Here is a 19,401-nt window from a genome sequence, read left to right as displayed (position 1 = left end):
GCGCAGGACCGTCTGCGCGGGCGCTCGGCACCGTCTTGGACGCCCCGGGCGTCAGGCTCGGGGGTCCTCGTCCTGCAGGAGGCGGGCGCGGCTGTTGGACAGGTGCACCCGGACGGCGGCGCGGGCGCCCTCGGCGTCCTGCCGCCGGATCGCGGCGTAGATGTGGTCGTGCTCGGCGACGATCCTGGCGAAGTCCGGCCGGTCGGGACGCAGCCGTTCCCGCGGCATGATGATCATCGACGGGCCCAGCGACGCGAGCAGATCGGCGAAGTACCGGTTGCCGGTGACCAGTGCGATCCGCAGGTGGAACAGGTAGTCGGCGTTGACCGCCGCGCTCGGGTGCCCGGCCGCCGACTCGAAGCTCTCCAGCGCCTCCCGCAGCCCCGTCAGCCCGGCCTCGGAGCGGCGGGCGGCGGCCAGACCGGCCGCCTCGACCTCGACCCCCATGCGGAAGTCGAGCAGGTCGAGCACCTCCTGCCGGGTCCTGGCCGGTGCCGGGTCGAAGCCGGTCGTGCTGGGCCGGGCCAGCACGAAGCTGCCGCGCCCGTGCTGGGTCTCGATCAGCCCGGCCGCCTTCAGCCGCGCGATGGCCTCGCGTACGACGGTCCTGCTCACGCCGTACGTCTCCACGAGGTCGCTCTCGGTCGGCAGCCGCTCGCCGGGCCTGATCACGCCTTCCTGGATGCGCGCGGTCAGGGTGTCGACGAGCTGCTGCGTGCGGCTGGTCATGTCGTCTCGTACCGCTCGGCGGTCCACTTCGCCGCCTGCTCGCTCAGCGTGACGCCGATGCCCGGCCGGTCCGGCACCAGCATGCGGCCGTCGCGGATCTCCAGCCGCTCGTTGAACAGCGGCTCCAGCCACTCGAAGTGCTCCACCCACGGCTCCAGCGCGTACGCGGCGGCCAGATGCAGGTGGATCTCCATGGCGAAGTGCGGGGCGAGTTGCAGCTTCTCGTGCTCGGCCAGGGCGGCCAGCCGCAGGAACGGGGTGACGCCGCCGATGCGGGGCGCGTCCGGCTGGATGACGTCCGCGCCGCGCGCCCTGATCAGCTCGGCGTGCTCGCCGACGCTGGTGAGCATCTCGCCGGTGGCGATCGGCGTGTCCAGCGCGGCGGCCAGGGCCGCGTGCCCGGCGTGGTCGTAGGCGTCCAGCGGCTCCTCGATCCAGACCAGGCCGTATTCCTCCATCGCCCGGCCCATCCGCGCGGCGGTCGGCCGGTCCCACTGCTGGTTGGCGTCCACCATGAGCGGCACCTGCTCGCCGAGGTGCTCACGCACGGCCTTGAGCCTGGCCAGGTCCGCCCGGGTGTCCGGCTGGCCGACCTTGATCTTGATGCCGCCGATGCCGCGCTCCAGCGCCGCCGACGCGTTGTCCAGCACCTGCTCGATCGGCGCGTGCAGGAAGCCGCCGGAGGTGTTGTAGCAGCGTACGGAGTCGCGGTGGGCGCCGAGCAGCTTGGCCAGCGGCAGGCTCGCGCGCTTGGCCTTCATGTCCCACAGCGCCACGTCGAGGGCGGCGATGGCCTGGACCGAGAGCCCGCTGCGGCCCACCGACGCGCCCGCCCAGCACAGCTTGTCCCACAGCCGGGCGATGTCGTTGGGGTCCTCGCCGACCAGGTTGCCGGCGATCTCCTTCGCGTGCGCGTACTGGCCGGGGCCGCCGGCGCGCTTGGAGTAGGCGAACCCGATGCCCTCGTGCCCCTGCTCGGTGCCGATCTCGGCGAACAGGAACGCGATCTCGGTCATCGGCCGCTGCCGGCCGGTCAGCACCTTGGCGTCGCTGACCGGTGTGTCGAGGGGGAGGTAAACGGAGGACAGGCGCACCCGGGCAATACGATCGGCAGAAGTCATCATGATGACATCCTATGTTGTCGTACAACCCAGACGCCAGCGGCCAGGGCGGCCGCCGCGGCGTAGGCGGGGGCGCCGGCCGGCGTCAGGTACGCCGCCGCGCCCGCCACCGGCACGCCCAGCCACTCCCAGCGGCCGTCGAGGGCGACCAGGCCCACGATCAGCAGGGCGTACCAGGGATAGCCGGGGGTGAGGACGAGGAAGGCCGCGCCGGTCAGCACGAGCGCGCCGCGCCACGGGCGGTCCGGGTCGCCGCGGGTGAGGACGTGGAGCAGGACGGCGGCGAGGATCACCAGGGCGGCGGGCAGCGCCCAGGAGTCGGGCAGCGGCCAGCGCAGGAGCGCGTACCTGTCGCGGGCCGCGGCCTCGTCATATCCTTCCTCGGCCACGTAGCCGGACAGGTAGCCGAGCACGGACCCCTGCGAGGCGAGCACGTACGGCAGGTACGCGAGCACCACGACCAGGACGGCCGGGACCAGAGTCCGCAGGGCTCGGCGGAATGCCGAGGCGTTCGACAGCGCCCCGGCGAGCGCGCCCGGGACCGCCACGACGGGCACCAGCTTCACCGCGACCGCCGCCCCGAGCAGCGCCCCGCGCCCGGACGGCCGGGCGCCGGCGGCGCCGAGGGCGACCACGACGGCGGCCACGGCGAGCATGTCGACGTGGGCGTTGTTCACCGCCTCCATGGGCACGGCGGGGCACCACGCCCAGTACGCGGCCCGGCTGACGTCCCGCCTGCGCAGCATGACCAGCAGGGCGGCCATGGTGCCCGCCGCCAGCAGGGCGCCGGAGACCTGCAGCGGCTTGTGCCGCGCCCCCTCGGGCGAGAGGCGGTCCACCAGCAGGAAGTACGCCTCCGCCAGCGGCGGGTAGATCGTGTGCACGGTGGGCCTGTTGATCCTCGTGCAGGCCCCGTCGATCGGGTAGAGGCGGCCCTGCGCGCAATCGGGGAAGAGCCAGGGATCACGCAGGTGGGCGAGGGCGGGGTCGGCCGGGGTGTGGTCGTAGGGCGAGATGCCGGCCGCCTGGACACGGCCGTCCCAGGCGTAGCGGAAGGAGTCCGTGCTGGTGGCCGGCGGGCCCAGCAGGCCGGTGGCGATCACGGCCAGTCCCCCGGCCAGGATCAGCCGTCCCGCCGGGCGGTCCGGCACGCCGCGCAACGCCCACGCCGCCGTCCCGAACAACGTCCAGGCGGCGGCGTACCACCAGAAGAGCCGGTCCGGGGCGGCGTGGAAGATCACGGCGAGGACGGCCACCTGCGCGGCGAGCAACGCCGCCGCCACACCCGCCCGCCGCCGTGCCCGGCGGGACGGCAGCGCGTCGTCCTGGCCTGCCTGGCCTGCCTGGCCGCGCGCGGGCCGGGAGGCCGCGCCTGCCCGCGGCGCGGCCGTCACGCGGCGCGACCCGGCGACGGCCGCCGGGGGTGGTGTCGTGCTGTCGTGCTCATGACGGCAGCGTCGCATCGTCCCGAGCCGGTGAAACGGCGGAGGAGCGATCCGTCCGCACTTCGTAAGAGGTGTCGCGGGGGCGGAAGCCGTCAGACGGAGCCGTCTTGGGCGGAGGCGGGTTCGGGGGCCACGTCAGGGGCGCGGTGCTCGTACGGCGTGCTCAGCACCACCGTGGTGCGGGTGGAGACGTTGGCTGCGGCGCGGATCTGCTGCAGGAGGTCCTCCAGCGCCACCGGGGAGGCGACGCGGACCTTGAGGATGTAGCTCTCCTCGCCCGCCACGCTGTGGCAGGCCTCGATGGCCGCCAGGTGGGCCAGCCGCTCAGGGGCGTCGTCGGGCGCGGCGGGGTCGATCGGCTTGATCGACACGAACGCGGTCAACGGCAGCCCGATCGCGTCATGGTCGATGATCGCGGCGTATCCGCGCAGGACACCCCGCTTTTCCAGGCGGCGTACGCGCTGGTGCACCGCTGAGACCGACAGCCCGGTCTCCCTGGCCAGGTCGGTGAAGCTCATCCGGCCGTCGCGGGCCAGCAGCGTGACGATCCGGCGGTCGATCTCCTCCATCGGTCAAAGGTAGCCGGTCGTGGTCACGACATGGTCCCGACCGGGGTGACGCCCCGGCGCATCGCATGCTCGACCAGCGTGACCAAGACCTCTCTGCCGGAGTCGCGCCTGCGGGCGTCGGTGCGCACGATGGGGATGTCGGGCTCCAGGCCGATCGCGTCACGCACCTGGCCGACGGTGAAGGGCTGGGTGCCCTCGAAGCAGTTGAGCGCCACGACGAACGGCTGCTCGCGCTTCTCGAAGTAGTCGACGGACGGGAAGCAGTCGTCCAGGCGGCGCGTGTCGGCCAGCACCACGGCCCCCAGCGCGCCCATGGCGAGCTCGTCCCACACGAACCAGAACCGCTCCTGGCCCGGGGTGCCGAACAAGTAGAGCATGTAGTCGTTGCGGATGGTGATGCGCCCGAAGTCCATGGCCACGGTGGTGGTCAGCTTCCGCTCCACGCCCGACAGGTCGTCGACGTGCGTGCCGATCTGGGTGAGCGCCTCCTCCGTGCGCAGGGGACGGGTCTCGGACACGGCGCCGACCATGGTGGTCTTGCCCGCGCCGAATCCGCCGGCGATCAAGATCTTGATCGCCGTCGGCAGTCGCCAATGGTCAGAGCGACCGAATTCCATCCAGCACCGCCCGTACATCTCCCGCGCATGCGCGGCCCGCCCCTGAGGTGCCGTGGTCAGTGGTACCTGTCAAGGTGTGTTGAGTAGGCCGATCCACATGCCTGGCATCGAGACACCCTAGCAACGCCACATTTTCCACTCAAGCCGCAATTTATTGCAAGAATCAATATGTCACGGTTTGTCGCTCGAAGCGCTGTTATTCGCTGATCCGGGGCGAACGCAGTCAAGCCAGTTTGTCATGGGCTCCGACAAGGCTCTTACGTGGTGGGGCCGGGGTCGGAAATGCCGTTGAACCCGGCCTGGAAACCGAGCTGTCTGCGCAGGTAGGCGGCGGTGCGCGGGCTGTGCTCGCGCACCGGCTCGATCAGCCGCCCCGCCTCGCGCGCGAGCCCCGTCATCGCGTCCGTCACCTCGGCGCGGCTGACGCCGAGTGCCAGGATGTTGAGATCGCCCCAGCTCATGTCTCTCCGATATGACGCCACGTCACCGAGCAGATGCAGATAGCGCTGCACATGCCGGCTGACCCCGCGTAATTGCTCCAGGTGGGCTTTCGCCCAGTCATCGCCCGTGTAAATCCAGTGCGACAGGTCGGCGAAGCACGAGCCGCGGCTGTCGGCGTTGTCGAGATAGCGGGCCAGCGTGGGCACGACCTGAGTGTCACGCCACACCCACGCTCTGGCCATGCCCGCCAGCATCCTGGCGAGCTGGTCTCGCCAGAGCCACCGCAGGCCGTCGAACTCCTTGACGGTGCCCAGCTCGTCGCGCAGGTCGGCGAGGAACCGGGTGACCGCCGAGCGGGGCACGGCGCCGTCGGCCACGGACAGGCATTCGCGGGTCAGGCGGTTGACCTGCTCGCGGGTGATCGCGGTGTGGTTCACGAGCCGGTCGACGGCCAGGACCCACAGGGCGGCCCGGTTGACGACCTTCAGGCGGTCGGCGGTGGCCCAGGGGGCGCTGAAGGCGGTGGCGAGGGTCAGGGTGTTGTACAGCTCGAGGTCGAAGGCCGCGGGCGGGAACAGCACGCCGTACATCTGGGCGCAGCGTCGCAGGTCCCTGCCGCACTCGGCGGCCAGCGCGCACGTCCTGCCGAGCTCGTAGGCCTCGCCCGGCTCGCCGTCCGACATCCTAGGGCCGCTCGATCGGCTCGCGGATCATGGGCGCCGACCCCCAATACCCCGATATCCGTCTGTGGGAAAAGTGTTTCATGATCGCGCACTATCGATCAAGGTATCAACACCGTGGCTGATCAGCCCGCCCCGCCGGCTGTCACCTGACCCGGCAGCGATGGTGAGCTCCTGGGGCGGTGCGTGCGTTCCTGAGGCGGTCAGCTTGGAGCGGCCACCAGCCGGCCCCACGCCGCGGAGGCGTCGTCGTGCCGTTTCCCCCGGACCGGCCCACGCGCGACCTCCAGCCCGCGCACGGCCCCGATCACCGCGCGCGGCCCCTCCCCGTCCAGCGCGGCGACCACGTCGTCCCAGCTCCACCCGTACCAGTCGACGAGCCGCGCGACCCCGTCGGTGCACACCCCGACCCCTCGCAGCTCCCGTGCGTCCACTGACCCGCCCACCCCTTGGGCGGCCGCCTCGGGCCGGGCCGCGGCCACCCAGAACCCTCCCGGCACGTTCCGCATCCGCCGCACCAGCTCCACCGTGTACGGCCGCCCGCCCGGCAACCGCTCCAGCCGATCATCGGCCACCACCTCGGCCCCGCCGGCCGCCGGCGCGAGCACGACCGGCGAATCCCCCAGCACGAGATATTCCACCCGTCCGCGCGCGACCCGCACCACGGCCACCGTCGACGACGGCGAATCCGGATGGCCCAGATCACACCCGCCCCCGTGCGCCGCCGCCGTTTCCTCGATGGCCTCCTCCAGCACCCCGGACAGCGGCGTGTCACCGTCCACGGCCAGCCGCGCCGCCAGCGCCCCGCCGAGCCGCGCCACCAGCCACGGCACGTCGTGCAGGCACCCGCTGTCCACCCCGGCCGCCGCCGTGGCCCCGTCGAGCACGACGATCCAGGACGGGCCGGCGATCACCAGGTCCTCGTTGGGCCGCCCGGAGCCGGCACTGGTGGCGTACGTGACCTCCGCGAACATGACAGCGACTGTGCCACAGTGGCCCCCGTGACCTCGAACGCCCTCGACCGCGCGCTCACCGACCCGCCACCCCGCCCGCTGCCCGCCGAGGCGGAAGCCCTGTTACGCGACCTGGACGCGCCGCCCCGCCTGGCCGCCCATCTCCGAGCCGTGCACGACGTGGCGGCCGAGCTCCTGGACTGGGTGGCCGGCCACCATCCGGCCACGCCGGTCGACCGGGAGGCGGTGCTGTTCGGCGCCGCCATCCACGACATCGGCAAGTGCCTCCACCCGGCCGAGCTGTCGGGCCCGGGCTCGGCTCACGAGCACGCCGGCCACCGCCTCCTGCGCGAGCGCGGAGTGCCGGAGCGGCTGGCCCGCTTCACCCGTACCCATGCCGCATGGACCGGCGAGGCCACCACGGTGGAGGACCACCTGGTCAGCCTGGCCGACAAGATCTGGAAGGCCAAGCGCGAGCCGGACCTGGAGCGACTCGTCGTGGACCGGCTCGCGGGCGAGGCGCCGGCCTGGCAGGTCTTCATGGACCTGGACGACCTGCTCACCACGCTCGCGAACGGCGCCGACGCCCGCCTGGCCTTCCAGAACGCCTATCCGATCGCCTGACGGCGGCGGCCCCTACACGATCACCAGGTCGCGGGGCGTGTTGTTCAGCCGGTCCCCGCCGTTCTCCGAGCACACCACGATGTCCTCGATCCTGGCGCCGTGCCGGCCCGGCAGGTAGATGCCCGGCTCGACGGAGAAGGCGAAGCCCGGCTCCAGCGGCTCCCCGTTGCCGGACACGATGTAGGGCTCCTCGTGCGTCTCGATCCCGATCCCGTGCCCGGTCCGGTGGATGAAGTAGTCGGCGTACCCGGCCTCGGCGATCACGTCGCGGGCGGCCGCGTCGACCGACTCGCACGACACACCCGGCCGCACGGCCGCGCACGCCGCCTCCTGAGCGCGCTGCAGCACCTCGTAGTACGCCCGGAACTCGGCGGGCGGCTCGCCCACGCTGTAGGTGCGCGTGGAGTCGGAGCAGTAGCCGTTGTGCAGCTGGCCGCCGATGTCGACCACGACCGGCTCGCCCGCCTGGATCACCCGGTCGGACACGTCGTGGTGGGGGCTGGCGCCGTTGGGGCCGGAGGCGACGATCACGAAGTCGACCGTCTCGTGCCCGGCCGCCAGGATCGCCTCGGCGATGTCCCTGCCCACCTCGCGCTCGGTCCGCCCGGCGCGCAGGAACTCGGGCACCCGCCGGTGGACGGCGTCGATCGCCTCCCCCGCCTCGCACAGCGCCGCCACCTCGGCCGGGGACTTGCGCATCCGCAGCTCCCGCAGCACGCTGCCGGCCAGCACCTGCTCGGCGCCCGGCAGCACCTCGCGGAAGCGCAGCGACGACATGGCCCACATCCGGTCGGCGAGCCCGACCTTGCCGACGTCGCCGAGCCGGCCCGCCACGATCGCATACGGGTCGTCGGTCTCGTCCCAGGCCACGAACTCCAGCCCGAGCCGCGAGGCGGGCGAGGCCTCGGCGGCGGGCAGCTCCAAGCGGGGCACCATCATGTACGGCTCCCCCGCCGCGGGCACCACCAGGCAGGTGAGCCGCTCCAGCGGCTTGGCGTCATAGCCGCTCACGTACCGCAGGTCGGGGCCGGGCGTGAGCAGCAGGGCGTCGAGACCGCTCTTGGCGGTGGCCTCCTGAACGGCGGCGAGACGGGACACGGGATACAGATCTGAGGACGTCACAGGCCCAAATCTACTCCGGCCGCCGCTACTTGCCCGCCTTCTAAAATCCGCGAAAAGCTCTCACAACACAGGAAGCGATCGCTACACTCCGTTCAACAACGATCACGTAGTGTGGGGACAATTGTCCAGATCCACTGCACTTTGAGAGTGAGACTATGGTCGACGTCATGGGCAACGCCGCGGTGGAATCCGGGCTGCTCGGGCACGAAACCGACGCGGAGATGCTCGCCGTACGGCTGGCGCACGCGCAGCGGCTCGGCAACATGGGCTGGGCGGAATGGCACCTCCATACCGGCGAGACGATCTGGTCCGATCAGGTGTACACGATCTTCGGACGCGACCCGGGCCAGGGCCCCATCCCCCTGCCCCAGCTCGCCAAGCACGTCGAGCCCGCGTACGTGGCCGCGCTCGACCGGCTCTTGTGGTCGGCCGTGCAGGGCGTCGAGCCGGTCCAGGCCGAGTTCCGCATCCGCCGCGGAGGAGAGCTCCGCGACCTGCGCGTGGTGCTCGAGCCGCTCATGGCCCCCGGCGGCCCCATCGGCCTGCACGGCGTCATCCAGGACATCACCGGCCGCCGCCGCGCCGAGCGCCTGATGTCGGAGTCGCGCCGCCAGCTCCTGGAGGCCCGCGAGCAGGCGGCCGAAGAACGCCACGTCATGCTGGCCCTGCGCGACGCGATACTCCCCGACCCCGCCTGCTGCCCCAGCCCGCCGCACACCAGCATCGCCGTGCGGTACGTGCCCGCCGAGAAGACCGCGAACCTCGGCGGCGACTGGTTCGAGGCCGCCCCCGCCCCCGACGGCCGCCTGCTGCTGGCCATCGGCGACGTCTCCGGCCACGGCCTGCCCGCGATCGCCCACATGGCCCAGCTGCGCCACGCGCTCGTCGGCCTCGCCATGACGGGACGACCCGCCAACCGGCTGCTGGACTGGCTCAACGAGCTGGTTCTGCACCAGCTCAACGACACCACCGCCACGGCGATCATCGGGCATCTGGACCCGGAGACCCGGGTGTTCGCCTGGAGCCAGGCCGGTCACCTGGCGCCCATCCTGGTGCGCGACGGGGTGGCCGGCCGGCTCGACCAGCCCAGGGGCGTGCTGCTCGGCGCCACGTTCGGGCGCCCGTACGAGCTGGCCACGACCCGGCTGATACCCGGGGACGTGCTGCTGCTGTTCACCGACGGGCTGGTCGAGCGGCGCACCCGCGACATCGACGTCGGCCTCGACCAGGTCGTGGCCGTCGCCGGCCAGGTGCCGGGCGGCGACCTGGAGGAAGGGCTCGACCGCCTGCTGTCCGACATCGGCGGCCCCAACCCGGAAGACGACGCGTGTCTGCTCGCGGTGGGCATACTGGCCTAGTGCTGATGGTTCTGGACACTCCGTCCCTCTACTTCCGCGCCTTCTACGGCGTGCCGGAGTCGATCACGGCTCCCGACGGCTCGCCGATCAACGCGGTACGCGGCCTCATCGACATGATCGCCACCCTCGTGCGCCAGCACTCCCCCAGGGAGCTGGCGGCCACCATGGACGCCGACTGGCGGCCGGCCTTCCGCGTGGCGGCGATCCCGACGTACAAGGCGCACCGCGTCGCGCACGGCAACACCGAGGTGGTGCCCGACGCGCTCGTGCCCCAGATCGCCGTCATCCAGGAGGTGCTCGACGCCGTCGGCATCGCCCGCCCGGAATCGCCCGGCTACGAGGCCGACGACGTCATCGGCACGCTCACCCACCAGGCGAGCGGCGCGGTCGACATCGTCACCGGCGACCGCGACCTGTTCCAGCTGGTCGACGACGCCCGCCCGGTCCGGGTCCTCTACACCGCCCGCGGCATCCGCAACCTGCAGATCGTGGACGAGGCGTTCGTCACCGCCAAATACGGCGTCCCCGGCCGCGCCTACGCCGACTTCGCCACCCTGCGCGGCGACCCCAGCGACGGCCTGCCCGGCGTCGCCGGCGTCGGCGAGAAGACCGCGGCCGCGCTCATCACCCGCTTCGGCTCCCTCGACGCCCTCATCGAGGCCCTCGACGCGGGCGTGACCGACGGCTTCCCCGCCGGCAGCCGCACCAGGCTGGCCGCCGCCCGCGACTACCTGAGCGCCGCCCCGGCCGTCGTCAAGGTCGCCCACGACGCCCCGCTCCCGGCCACCGACCTGACGCTGCCGGCCAAGCCGCGCGACCCGGAGGCGCTGGTGCGCCTGGCCGACCGCTACGGCCTGGACGGCCCGCTCAACCGCCTGCTCGACGTGCTGGGCGGCTGACCCGCCCGCTCGAGGTGCTAATCGACCAGCAGGGCGCGCACGGCCTCCTGCGCGGCCTCGCGCAGGCGGGCGTGCACGAGCACGTTCTCCTCGCGGTCGGTGCGCACCTCGACCACGCGCGGCCCCTCGCCGCGCAGCGCCTTCGGCAGCTCCGTGATCTCCGACACCAGCGTGTACGGCGTCCCGGTCGCGGCCGCCGCATACCCGAGATCGACCCCGTGCGGCGTGCCGAAGACCCGCTCGAACGGACCGCGCACCGCCGCCTGCGGCAGCAGCGAGAAGATCCCGCCGCCGTCGTTGTTGACCACCACGAAGCACAGGTCGGGCCGCGGCTCACGGGGCCCGAGGATCAGCCCGTTCTGGTCGTGCAGGAACGACAGGTCGCCGAGCAGCGCGAAGGCGGGCCCGTTGTGCGCCAGCGCCGCCCCCATCGCGGTCGAGACCAGGCCGTCGATGCCGGAGGCGCCCCGGTTGGCCATCACCCTGATGCCGCGCCGCGGACGCATCGCCTGGTCCAGGTCGCGGATCGGCATCGACGACCCGCTGAACAACAACGCCCCGTTCGGCAGCGCGTCCACCAGGTCCCTGGCCAGGCGCGGCTCGCTGAGTCCTGAGGCGTCGAGCACCTCGTCCACGGCCGACCTGGCCGCGAGGTCCGCCCGCCGCCAGGCGTGCAGCCAGCTGTCGTCGCCCGCGGCCACCGGGATCTCCACCGCCTGCGCCACTTGCGTGGCCGACCGGGTCGGGTCGGGCCAGCGGTCCAGGTCGGGCGCCACCACGATGTGCTCCGCCGTCCGCCGGAGCCACGACAGCAGCGGCCGCGACAACCCGGGCCGGCCGAGCGTGACGACCACGTCGGGCCGGTGCCCGTCGGCGAATTCGGGCGTGCCCAGCAGGTAGTGATAGGTCGAGATGGCATGGTCGCCGTAGCGGGCGCCGCCGTTCGGCTCCGACAGCACCGGCCAGCCCGCCATGCCGGCGGCGGCCACGTAGCGGCGCACGTTGGCGGCGCCGTCGCCGACGACGAGCACGCCGCGCCGGGTCGGCGGGATGTGCAGGGCGATCGGCGGGGGCGCGACCCTGGCCCGCACCCATGGGCCGTTCGCGCCGCCGTCGAGCGGCTCGCTCCAGGTGGTGTCGCCGTCGGGGATGAGCGGCTCTCTGAAGGCCAGGTTGAGGTGGACCGGGCCGGGGTTCGCCGGGCCTGCGGCCCGCTGGTAGGCGCGGCAGGCCAGCGACCGCCAGTAAGCCACCTGCCCGGGCCGGTCCTCCGGCACGCCGACCTCGGCGAACCAGCGCGTGGCCGTCCCGTACATCTTGATCTGGTCGATCGTCTGGTTGGCGCCGGTCCCGCGCAACTCGGGCGGGCGGTCGGCGGTGAGCACCAGCAGCGGGACGCCGGCCTCGCTGGCTTCGATCACGGCCGGGTGGAAGTTGGCGGTGGCCGTGCCGGACGAGCAGATCAGCGCGACCGGCCGCTCGGCGCGCTTGGCCAGCCCGAGCGCCAGGTATGACGCCGAACGTTCGTCGATGCGCACGTGCAGACGCACCCGCGACTCGGCGTGCAGCGCCAGCGCCAGCGGGGCGGAGCGGGAGCCGGGTGCCAGCACCACGTCGGTCAGGCCGCAGCGCACCAGCTCGTCGACCAGCACGGTGGCCAGCGCGGTGGCGGGGTTCAACGTGACGCCTCCTGCATCCGGCGAAGCGACTGGGGAGATTCAATCCTAAAAACCGACAAAAGCTGCGGATTCACTGATGGTCGGCGTGCCGAGGGAGAACGCGCCACGACCCTCCCCGCTTTCCCTGCGCCGCTGTCCGACGTGTCGCCATTAACCTTACGAGCATGTGGAGGAACCCGTCGCATCCGGACCGTCCGCTGCATGCCATTGTGCAGCCTCCGGGACCCGCGCTGTTCACGGCCGTACGCGACGCGCTCTCCGGCGACGGACCCGCCGTCCTCCCCCTGCCTCCAGGCCAGGCCGACGCCGCGCTGGCCGCGCTGCGCCCCACCCACGTCGGCGGGACACCCCAGGACGGCGGCGCCGGCGTGCCCGCCGATGTGGCGGTCGTCATCGCCACCAGCGGCAGCACCGGCACGCCCAAGGGCGTGATGTTGTCGGCCACCGCGCTGCGCGCCTCCGCCGCGGCCTCGCTGCGGCGCGTGGAGGCCTCCAAGGGCGAGCGCTGGCTGTGCTGCCTGCCCGTCTCCCACGTCTCCGGCCTGCAGGTGCTGGTGCGCGCCCTGCTGTCGGAGAGCGAGCCGATCATCCACCCGCGCTTCGACGCGCGGGCGGTCCTGGACTCCGGCGCCGACCACGTCTCCCTCGTGCCCACCCAGCTGCACCGGCTCGTGGAGCTGGGGGCCGATCTGTCGGGGTTCCGCACGATCCTGCTCGGCGGCGCCGCGCCGCGTCCCGGCCTGCTGGAGCAGGCCCGGGACCTCGGTGCCCGGGTCGTGACGACGTACGGGATGAGCGAGACGTGCGGGGGCTGCGTGTACGACGGCCAGCCCCTTTACAATGTAGATCTCAAAATCGGCGAGGACGGGCTGATCCGGATCGCCGGTCCCGTGCTCTTCTCCGGCTACCGCTCCGGCGATCCCGCCCCCTTCGACGGCGGCTGGTTCGTCACCTCCGACCTGGGCGAGCTGGCCGGCGGGCGGCTGCGGGTGCTGGGCCGGGCCGACGACGTCATCAACACCGGCGGCGAGAAGGTCATGGCCGCCGCCGTGACCGCCGTGCTCGGCGGCCATCCGGAGGTCGCCGACGTGGCGGTGATCGGCGTGCCCGATCCCGAATGGGGCGAGCTCGTCACCGCGGTCGTGGTGCCTGCTGACCCCAACACGCCGCCCACGCTTGCCCAATTGCGGGCATACTGCCGCGATAGGCTTCCCCCTCACGCCGCTCCGCGCGCGCTGCGCCTGGCCGCCGGACTGCCGCTGCTGCCGAACGGGAAGACCGATCTGGTACGGCTGAAGGCAGGAACCTGACGAGGCGCGGCTGCGTCAGAGTGGGGAGAAGGAGGGAGCCTTCATGGACCAGACCCGCAAGATGTGGGCATCCGCGGCCATCGTCGGCGTCATCGTCGTCGCAGGCGTCTCGATCGCGGCGGCCGCCTCGGCGGGCAGGCTCGACCAGGTCGGCGAGGAGACCAGAGCAGTGGTGGAGAAGGCGCCACCGTCCGGCTCGCCGGCCCCGTCCTCCGAGCCCACCGACGACATCGTGGTCTCCCGCGAGGTCAACCCCGATCCCGGCAAGGTGCTCGACTACTGGTCGGACGACCGCATGGAGGAAGCCGAGCCCATGCCCATGCCGGAGGCCACAGGCGGAGAGATCGACGTGGTGGAGTAGGACCCCACGAGGGGCGGCTCGCCGGGCAGGGCGATCCGCCCTTTTTTGACATTTCGTCCGCGCGGGAACAAATGACGGCGAATGGCGTTATTGATACTGGTGCGCCGTGCGGACAACGAAGCCGCCCGCCACAACACTGCCTGATCGCTTCTTACTCCGTACGGAGGAGGTGTCCTCATGCCCAGATCCGCCGTGGCGACCCCACCCGCGACTCTCGACCAATTGCTTGAACGAGGGCGTAACCAGGGTCACCTTTCTCTCGCGGAGCTGCGTGACGCGTTCGCCGATGCCGGGATCAGCCCCTCTGAGGGCCGTACGATACTGCGCGAGCTGTCGGAGGCCGGCGTGAGCCTGGCCGCCGAGAACGAGCCGTCTCTCAGCAAGACCGCCCCCAAGAAGACCACCACCAGGAAGCCCGCACAGCCGAAGGCCACCGAGGAGCATGAGGACGCTGCTCCGAAGAAGTCCTCGACCTCGCGAGCAAAGGTTACCGGCCGCAACGCGGCCAAGGCAAAAACCGACACGCCGGCCGCGGCGAAGGGCATCGTGCCGCCCGACCCCAAGCCGGAGCACGAGGAGGACGTGCCGGACGACGTCGTCTTGAGCGCCGAGAACGACGAGGTCGAAAGCGAGCCGCTCGACCTGGACGACACGCAGTCGACCATGGGCGACTCGGTGCACACCTACCTCAAGTCCATCGGCCGCCGCACGCTGCTCACCGCGGCGCAGGAGGTCGAGCTCGCCAGGCGCATCGAGGCCGGCCTGTACGCCGAGTACAAGCTGGAGACCCACCCCGAGCTGCCGCTGGACGTCCGTGAGGACCTCCTCATGGTCGTCGAGGACGGCAGGCAGGCCAAGGACCACATGCTGGAGGCCAACCTGCGGCTGGTCGTCTCGGTGGCCAAGAAGTACACCGACCGCGGCATGTCACTGCTGGACGTGGTCCAGGAGGGCAATCTGGGCCTGATCAGGGCGGTGGAGAAGTTCGACTACACCAAGGGCTTCAAGTTCTCCACGTACGCCATGTGGTGGATCAGGCAGGCCATCCAGCGTGGCTTCGCCGACTCGGCCCGGACCATCCGGCTGCCCGTGCACGTGCTGGAGATGCTCTCGAAGCTGTCGCGGGTCGAACGTGACATGCACCAGCGCCTGGGGCGGGAGCCGACGCCCGAGGAGCTGGCGGTCGAGCTCGACAAGACGCCGGACCAGATCGAGGAGCTGCTGCGCACCAGCCGCCAGCCGATCTCGCTGAACGCGACGATCGGCGAGGACGGGGAGACCACGATCGGCGACCTCATCGAGGACGTCGACTCGCCGGAGGCCTCGGAGATCGTCGACCGCCAGCTGCTGGGCGACCAGCTGCGGGGCGTGCTCGACAACCTCTCGCCCCGCGAGTCGAAGATCATGGCTCTGCGGTTCGGCCTGGTGGACGGCAAGCCGCACACGCTTGACGAGATCGGCAAGCACCTGGGCCTGACCCGGGAGCGGATCCGCCAGTTGGAGAAGGAATCGCTGTCCAAGCTGCGCCACCCGAGCAACACCCGCCCGCTGCTCGACTGGGCCAGCTGACCGCCGAAGCCCCGGCCACATGAGGGAGGTGTGACCGGGGCTTTCCCATGCCACCGGCCGTTTTCCCGACACGTCCCGCCCGGCCCTGACGCCAAGACGCCATCCCACCCAGAGGCCCTCAGCCCGGTCTCACCGGCGATCCCCGTGCGAAGACCTACCAGCGCAGGCGGGCACAGTGAACCGGGCGCGACTCACACGCGCGGGGTCGGCGGGACGCGGCACGGCGACCCCGCGCGAGAAGAACGGCGGCCGACCGGGTCAGCGCGACACGGGAACGACCACGATCCAGGACGACACCGGAACGACCACCGGCGAGAACCGCAACCGGTGGTAAGACACCCGGTCGTCAGCGCGCGCGGCGAAGCGGTGAGGTCAGAGGGTCGCGGGGACCGGACGGGGCACGCGCGGCATCCCCGAGAGCCGGTTCTCCTCACGCAGCGTGCGCAGCCGCTCGACCTCGTCCGTCCACATCCGCCCGGCAGGCGTGGCCCGAGCCTTGCGCCGCGCGATGCGATCGTCGTAGGCCTTCACCCCGAACGTGGCCCGCTGCCCCGCCTCGGCGGCCCGCAGCGCGTCGGTCAGCGCCTTGTCGAACTCCCGCGCCGCGGCCAGCAGCTCGATGTCGTCCACCGCCGCGGCCCGCAGCTCACGCAACGTCTGCTCGGCCTGCCTGGCCTTCTCGAGCAGCTCAGGGAAGCTCTTGGAGATCTCCTGGTCCGCGTGGTAGCGAACCTCGGCCTCCCGGCTCACCCGCGGACGGAAAAACGCCATCGATCCTGCCCTTTCACCAGCCGGCACCTCATACAACCGCCAAGGGTACGCCGTCCCGCGACACGAACTGAAATCACCCCGGCGCAGCGCCCTTTACATTGTAAGATGATCACATGCCCGCCAAGCGACCACCCGTCCCCCTCTCCCGCGAACGCATCATCGAGGCCGCGCTCCACATCGCCGACAGCCAGGGCCTGCGCCGGCTGACGATGCGCCGCCTGGGTGACGCGCTCCAGGTGGAGGCCATGGCCATCTACCACCACCTGCCCCGCGGCAAGGAGGCGCTGATGGACGCCCTGGCCGAGCACGTCACCACCGTGCACGTGGAGCAGGGCCCGACCTGGCAGGAGACGGCCAAGGCCTGGTGCCGGGCCGAGCGCGAGCTGCTCCGCGAGCACCCGGGCGTGCTTGCCCTGGCTTTGACGAAACCCCCCAAGGGCGCCACGGCCCTCGCCATCAAGGAGCAGATCGAGCAACTCGCCGACGGCGGCCTGGTCAACGCCGCGGAGGCCGTACGCGCGCTGCGGGCCTTCGTGTTCGGCAGCGTGGCCGTCGAGGTGCAGCAGTCCGGCTGGGCTGATCCCGAGGTTGATGAATGGGTCAGGAGGGACGAAAGAGCCGATATGGACTTCGAGCGCGGACTCGACGCTCTTCTCAAGGGTTTGCAAACGTGATGCGCGTGTCACGCTTGGCCCGTTATCCTGCATAAGGCACGCTGTGTCGAAGGTCACACGCTTCGGGGACCCTCCTGTAACAGTCCTAACGGACTATGTCGGAGTGTGTGACATACGCCGCACACTTGCCGAGAAAAGTGAACCCGAGCTGCTCCCGTCCCTCACGGGGGCCATCCCACGAGATATCGGAGGCACGCCGATGTGCCCGCACCACCCGGCCTGTCCGGATGCAGAGGCGCCAGACCGAGAGAAGGCACGCACTCTTGCCTGCCACCCAGAGCAGGGATGGAGCCTGCTCTGCAACGGCGTCGTCCTGTTCGAGGACACCGGGGAGCTCCTGCCCAGCGGTGCCACCATCGAACCGCACCGGCCCGTGGTCGGCGCCGCCTGACCTAGTGAGCCGCGTAGCGGGCGATCCACTGCGCCACGACCTCGCCCACCCGGGCGGGGTCACGTTTCAGATCGTGGCCCTCACCGGGCAGCACCACCAGGCGCGCCGCGTCCGCGGCGTCGGGGATGCCGAAGGGGTCGCGAGTTCCGTTGACGACCAGCACGTCCACCCCGGCGGCGCGTAGCTCCTCGGCTCTCGAACGCTCCGGCTTGCCGGGCGGGTGCAGCGGGAAGGCCAGCGCCACGACCGCCGCCGCGCCGACCGCCTTGGCCGTACGGCAGGCGACCCGCGCCCCATTGCTCCGGCCGCCCTGCACGAGGGGCAGGCCAGGATAGCGGGCACGCACCCGCGTCAGGACGATCTCCCAGGCCTCGTCCTGCTTGGCCGGCGAGCCCGGCGCCCGCGCACCCGCCACCCGGAACGCCTGCGTCACCCTGGCCACGACGGCCCCTGCGCCGAGCGCGGCATCGCGCACGGCCAGCAGGTCCGGAGCGCCCACTCCCCCGGCGGACCCGTGGGTCAGCACGAGCAGCAGCCGAGGCTCGGCCACCTCGTCGACCTCGACCAGCGCGGGCCCTCGCGGGGTCATGACCTCCATGGCAGAACCGTACCTTCGGACGATCCCGCCCTACCCCTCAGGGCTGATGACGGCGCGCCACCTGCCAGGCATGATTTTCGTATGCCAGACAAACGTCCCCTCCGGGATGATCTGCAGGCCACGCTCGACGCGCGCCGCGATCTCGGCCCGGACTACGACGCCGCGCTCGTCGAGTCGTTCGTGGAGCGCCTCGACGAGACGATCGCCGCCCGCGTGCGCGCCGAGCTCACCCTGCACGGCGCCGCCCCGCACAAGCACCAGGCCAAGAACCCCGGATCGGCGATGATCCCGATCGCCCTGGGCTCGATGGGCATCGGCATCCCGCTGACGGCGATCGCGGCGGGCAACGCGGGCCTGGTGGGGCTGACGATCACCTGGCTGGCGATCGTCATCATCAACGTGGCCGCCGCCGCGGCCATCATGCGCCGCGGCTGACCTCGGCTCCTTCTCCCAGACGCCTCGGGGGCGGCGGACACCACGCCAGCCCGCTCTGGACGCGTCGCTGGCACCCCGGACGCCGCGCCGAGCTCTGGTCAGAGGGCGGTGCATGATGCGGCGCGGCGCAGCGCCGTCTCGGACGTGGCGGTCCCAGACGTGGCTGTCTCAGGCGTCGCGGTCGTAGCGGAGGCGGACCTCGGCGGCCAGGGTCTCGTCCTCGTGCTGCAGCCCGTACGACCACACCCGCTCGGCGTCCTCCTCCCGCCCGCGCAGCGGCAGGGTGCGAGCCAGCAGCTCGATGGCCAGTGCGCTGGTCTGCGCGTCGGCCCCGCCCTCCACCGTCTCGGCGAACTCGGCGCAGGCCAGCTCCAGATGCGCGATCCCGAGCTGCACCCGCAGCCCCGGCACATCCTCCTCGGGAGCCGACTCCAGCGCCTCCATGAGCACGTCGGCCGCCATCCCCGGCTCGCCGTGCTCCATCAGCAGGTCGGCCAGCTGCCGCGCCGCGTGCGCCCCGATCTGGCCGTCGCCGGCCGCCATGGCGGCCCGTAGCTCGCTCTCCGCCTCCTCGAGGTCGGCGGCCAGCCGGGCCAGCGCGAGATGGGCCAGCGGCACGTAGGCGGCGGTGCCGACGCCGAGCACGGCCTGCCAGGCGGCCCTGGCCTGCTCGGCCCGCCCCTCCCGCTCGAAGCCCTGCGCGAGATGGCAGGCGGCCTGCGCGGCGTATTCGGGATGCCCGGTGGCCAGTGCCGTCCTGGCCGCGGCCCGGGCGGCCTCGACGTCGCCGCGCTCCTCCAGCACCACGGCCAGCCCCACGGCCGCCTGGGCCCGGTCAGGCCCCTCGGGGTCGGCGACCAGCCGGCTCAGGATGGCCGCGGCACCCTCCAGATCGCCGCCCTCGGCGAGACGGCGGGCGGTGTCGAGGGGTGGTGTCTCCAGCTCTGAGGACGTCAAGAGAGCTCCTTCTCGCGACGGTCGCACCGAGCCTAACGACTTCTGGCGATCATGTCTGCCCACTTGACGGTGAAGGACTGGCCGCTGCTCGTTTCGCC

21 protein-coding genes are annotated in these 19,401 nt (G+C 72.0%); 9 read left to right on the top strand and 12 right to left on the bottom strand.

Annotated elements, in window-relative coordinates:
- Positions 1–51: 51 nt before the first annotated feature.
- From EDD27_RS15140 to EDD27_RS15110, 7 genes are all read right to left on the bottom strand, one after another.
- Positions 52–729: a FadR/GntR family transcriptional regulator gene (locus EDD27_RS15140; protein ID WP_127933007.1), complete on the bottom strand. Its 678-nt coding sequence runs from the start codon at positions 727–729 to the stop codon at positions 52–54.
- Positions 726–1,853 (bottom strand): L-talarate/galactarate dehydratase, encoded by a 1,128-nt coding sequence (locus EDD27_RS15135; protein WP_127933006.1) that lies wholly within the window; start codon positions 1,851–1,853, stop codon positions 726–728. The genes EDD27_RS15140 and EDD27_RS15135 overlap by 4 nt, the downstream gene beginning before the upstream one ends.
- The gene (locus tag EDD27_RS15130; protein ID WP_206641419.1) at positions 1,850–3,313 is read right to left on the bottom strand and encodes a glycosyltransferase 87 family protein; all 1,464 of its coding nucleotides are present in this window, start codon (positions 3,311–3,313) and stop codon (positions 1,850–1,852) included. The genes EDD27_RS15135 and EDD27_RS15130 overlap by 4 nt, the downstream gene beginning before the upstream one ends.
- Positions 3,314–3,387: 74 nt before the next feature.
- Complete coding sequence (locus EDD27_RS15125; protein WP_127933005.1) at positions 3,388–3,864, bottom strand: Lrp/AsnC family transcriptional regulator; 477 nt, start codon at positions 3,862–3,864, stop codon at positions 3,388–3,390.
- Between the two features lie 23 nt (positions 3,865–3,887).
- Positions 3,888–4,481 (bottom strand): GTP-binding protein, encoded by a 594-nt coding sequence (locus EDD27_RS15120; RefSeq protein ID WP_127933004.1) that lies wholly within the window; start codon positions 4,479–4,481, stop codon positions 3,888–3,890.
- 257 nt (positions 4,482–4,738) lie between these two features.
- Positions 4,739–5,605: a terpene synthase family protein gene (locus tag EDD27_RS15115; RefSeq protein WP_127933003.1), complete on the bottom strand. Its 867-nt coding sequence runs from the start codon at positions 5,603–5,605 to the stop codon at positions 4,739–4,741.
- Positions 5,606–5,805: 200 nt separating this feature from the next.
- Entirely contained in the window at positions 5,806–6,576 is a 771-nt protein-coding gene (locus EDD27_RS15110; protein ID WP_127933002.1) for a protein phosphatase 2C domain-containing protein, read from the bottom strand.
- A gap of 27 nt (positions 6,577–6,603) precedes the next feature.
- Here EDD27_RS15110 and EDD27_RS15105 point away from each other — a divergent pair, with 27 nt between their 5' ends.
- Positions 6,604–7,179 (top strand): HD domain-containing protein, encoded by a 576-nt coding sequence (locus tag EDD27_RS15105; protein WP_127933001.1) that lies wholly within the window; start codon positions 6,604–6,606, stop codon positions 7,177–7,179.
- 12 nt (positions 7,180–7,191) lie between these two features.
- Here the strand turns inward: EDD27_RS15105 and EDD27_RS15100 are convergent, their stop codons facing one another.
- Complete coding sequence (locus EDD27_RS15100) at positions 7,192–8,301, bottom strand: M24 family metallopeptidase (protein WP_164903617.1); 1,110 nt, start codon at positions 8,299–8,301, stop codon at positions 7,192–7,194.
- A gap of 155 nt (positions 8,302–8,456) precedes the next feature.
- Between EDD27_RS15100 and EDD27_RS15095 the strand changes: the two genes are divergently transcribed.
- Together EDD27_RS15095 and EDD27_RS15090 are read left to right on the top strand one after the other, a co-directional pair.
- Positions 8,457–9,659, top strand: a complete 1,203-nt coding sequence (locus EDD27_RS15095; protein ID WP_127933000.1) for a PP2C family protein-serine/threonine phosphatase — start codon at positions 8,457–8,459, stop codon at positions 9,657–9,659.
- A 5-nt stretch (positions 9,660–9,664) separates the two neighbouring features.
- Positions 9,665–10,558, top strand: a complete 894-nt coding sequence (locus EDD27_RS15090; protein WP_127940709.1) for a 5'-3' exonuclease — start codon at positions 9,665–9,667, stop codon at positions 10,556–10,558.
- 17 nt (positions 10,559–10,575) lie between these two features.
- Here EDD27_RS15090 and menD read toward each other — a convergent pair whose 3' ends face one another.
- Positions 10,576–12,237, bottom strand: coding sequence for a 2-succinyl-5-enolpyruvyl-6-hydroxy-3-cyclohexene-1-carboxylic-acid synthase (menD, locus tag EDD27_RS15085; RefSeq protein ID WP_127932999.1), 1,662 nt, complete (start codon positions 12,235–12,237; stop codon positions 10,576–10,578).
- 164 nt (positions 12,238–12,401) lie between these two features.
- On the opposite strand from menD, the gene EDD27_RS15075 reads away from it, so the two are divergent.
- The 3 genes from EDD27_RS15075 (at position 12,402) to EDD27_RS15065 (ending at position 15,477) form a co-directional block, all read left to right on the top strand.
- A complete protein-coding gene (locus EDD27_RS15075) occupies positions 12,402–13,547 on the top strand; it encodes an AMP-binding protein (protein WP_127932998.1) in 1,146 nt (381 codons plus the stop codon).
- A gap of 43 nt (positions 13,548–13,590) precedes the next feature.
- Positions 13,591–13,908, top strand: coding sequence for a hypothetical protein (locus tag EDD27_RS15070; RefSeq protein WP_127932997.1), 318 nt, complete (start codon positions 13,591–13,593; stop codon positions 13,906–13,908).
- Positions 13,909–14,085: 177 nt separating this feature from the next.
- Complete coding sequence (locus EDD27_RS15065; RefSeq protein WP_127932996.1) at positions 14,086–15,477, top strand: RNA polymerase sigma factor; 1,392 nt, start codon at positions 14,086–14,088, stop codon at positions 15,475–15,477.
- A gap of 372 nt (positions 15,478–15,849) precedes the next feature.
- Here the strand turns inward: EDD27_RS15065 and EDD27_RS15060 are convergent, their stop codons facing one another.
- The gene (locus tag EDD27_RS15060; protein WP_127932995.1) at positions 15,850–16,248 is read right to left on the bottom strand and encodes a hypothetical protein; all 399 of its coding nucleotides are present in this window, start codon (positions 16,246–16,248) and stop codon (positions 15,850–15,852) included.
- Positions 16,249–16,361: 113 nt separating this feature from the next.
- On the opposite strand from EDD27_RS15060, the gene EDD27_RS15055 reads away from it, so the two are divergent.
- Complete coding sequence (locus EDD27_RS15055; protein ID WP_127932994.1) at positions 16,362–16,922, top strand: TetR/AcrR family transcriptional regulator C-terminal domain-containing protein; 561 nt, start codon at positions 16,362–16,364, stop codon at positions 16,920–16,922.
- A gap of 199 nt (positions 16,923–17,121) precedes the next feature.
- The gene (locus tag EDD27_RS56485) at positions 17,122–17,313 is read left to right on the top strand and encodes a DUF5999 family protein (protein WP_127932993.1); all 192 of its coding nucleotides are present in this window, start codon (positions 17,122–17,124) and stop codon (positions 17,311–17,313) included.
- A gap of 1 nt (position 17,314) precedes the next feature.
- Here EDD27_RS56485 and EDD27_RS15045 read toward each other — a convergent pair whose 3' ends face one another.
- Complete coding sequence (locus EDD27_RS15045) at positions 17,315–17,911, bottom strand: alpha/beta hydrolase family protein (RefSeq protein WP_127932992.1); 597 nt, start codon at positions 17,909–17,911, stop codon at positions 17,315–17,317.
- Positions 17,912–17,992: 81 nt separating this feature from the next.
- On the opposite strand from EDD27_RS15045, the gene EDD27_RS15040 reads away from it, so the two are divergent.
- A complete protein-coding gene (locus tag EDD27_RS15040) occupies positions 17,993–18,346 on the top strand; it encodes a hypothetical protein (RefSeq protein WP_127932991.1) in 354 nt (117 codons plus the stop codon).
- Between the two features lie 168 nt (positions 18,347–18,514).
- Here the strand turns inward: EDD27_RS15040 and EDD27_RS15035 are convergent, their stop codons facing one another.
- Positions 18,515–19,303, bottom strand: a complete 789-nt coding sequence (locus tag EDD27_RS15035; protein ID WP_127932990.1) for a tetratricopeptide repeat protein — start codon at positions 19,301–19,303, stop codon at positions 18,515–18,517.
- Between the last annotated feature and the right edge of the window lie 98 nt (positions 19,304–19,401).

The organism is Nonomuraea polychroma (assembly GCF_004011505.1).
In the GTDB taxonomy this organism is placed as follows: domain Bacteria; phylum Actinomycetota; class Actinomycetes; order Streptosporangiales; family Streptosporangiaceae; genus Nonomuraea; species Nonomuraea polychroma.
The sequence above is the reverse complement of the archived record's forward strand: the minus strand, read 5'-3'. Positions and strand labels throughout refer to the sequence as shown.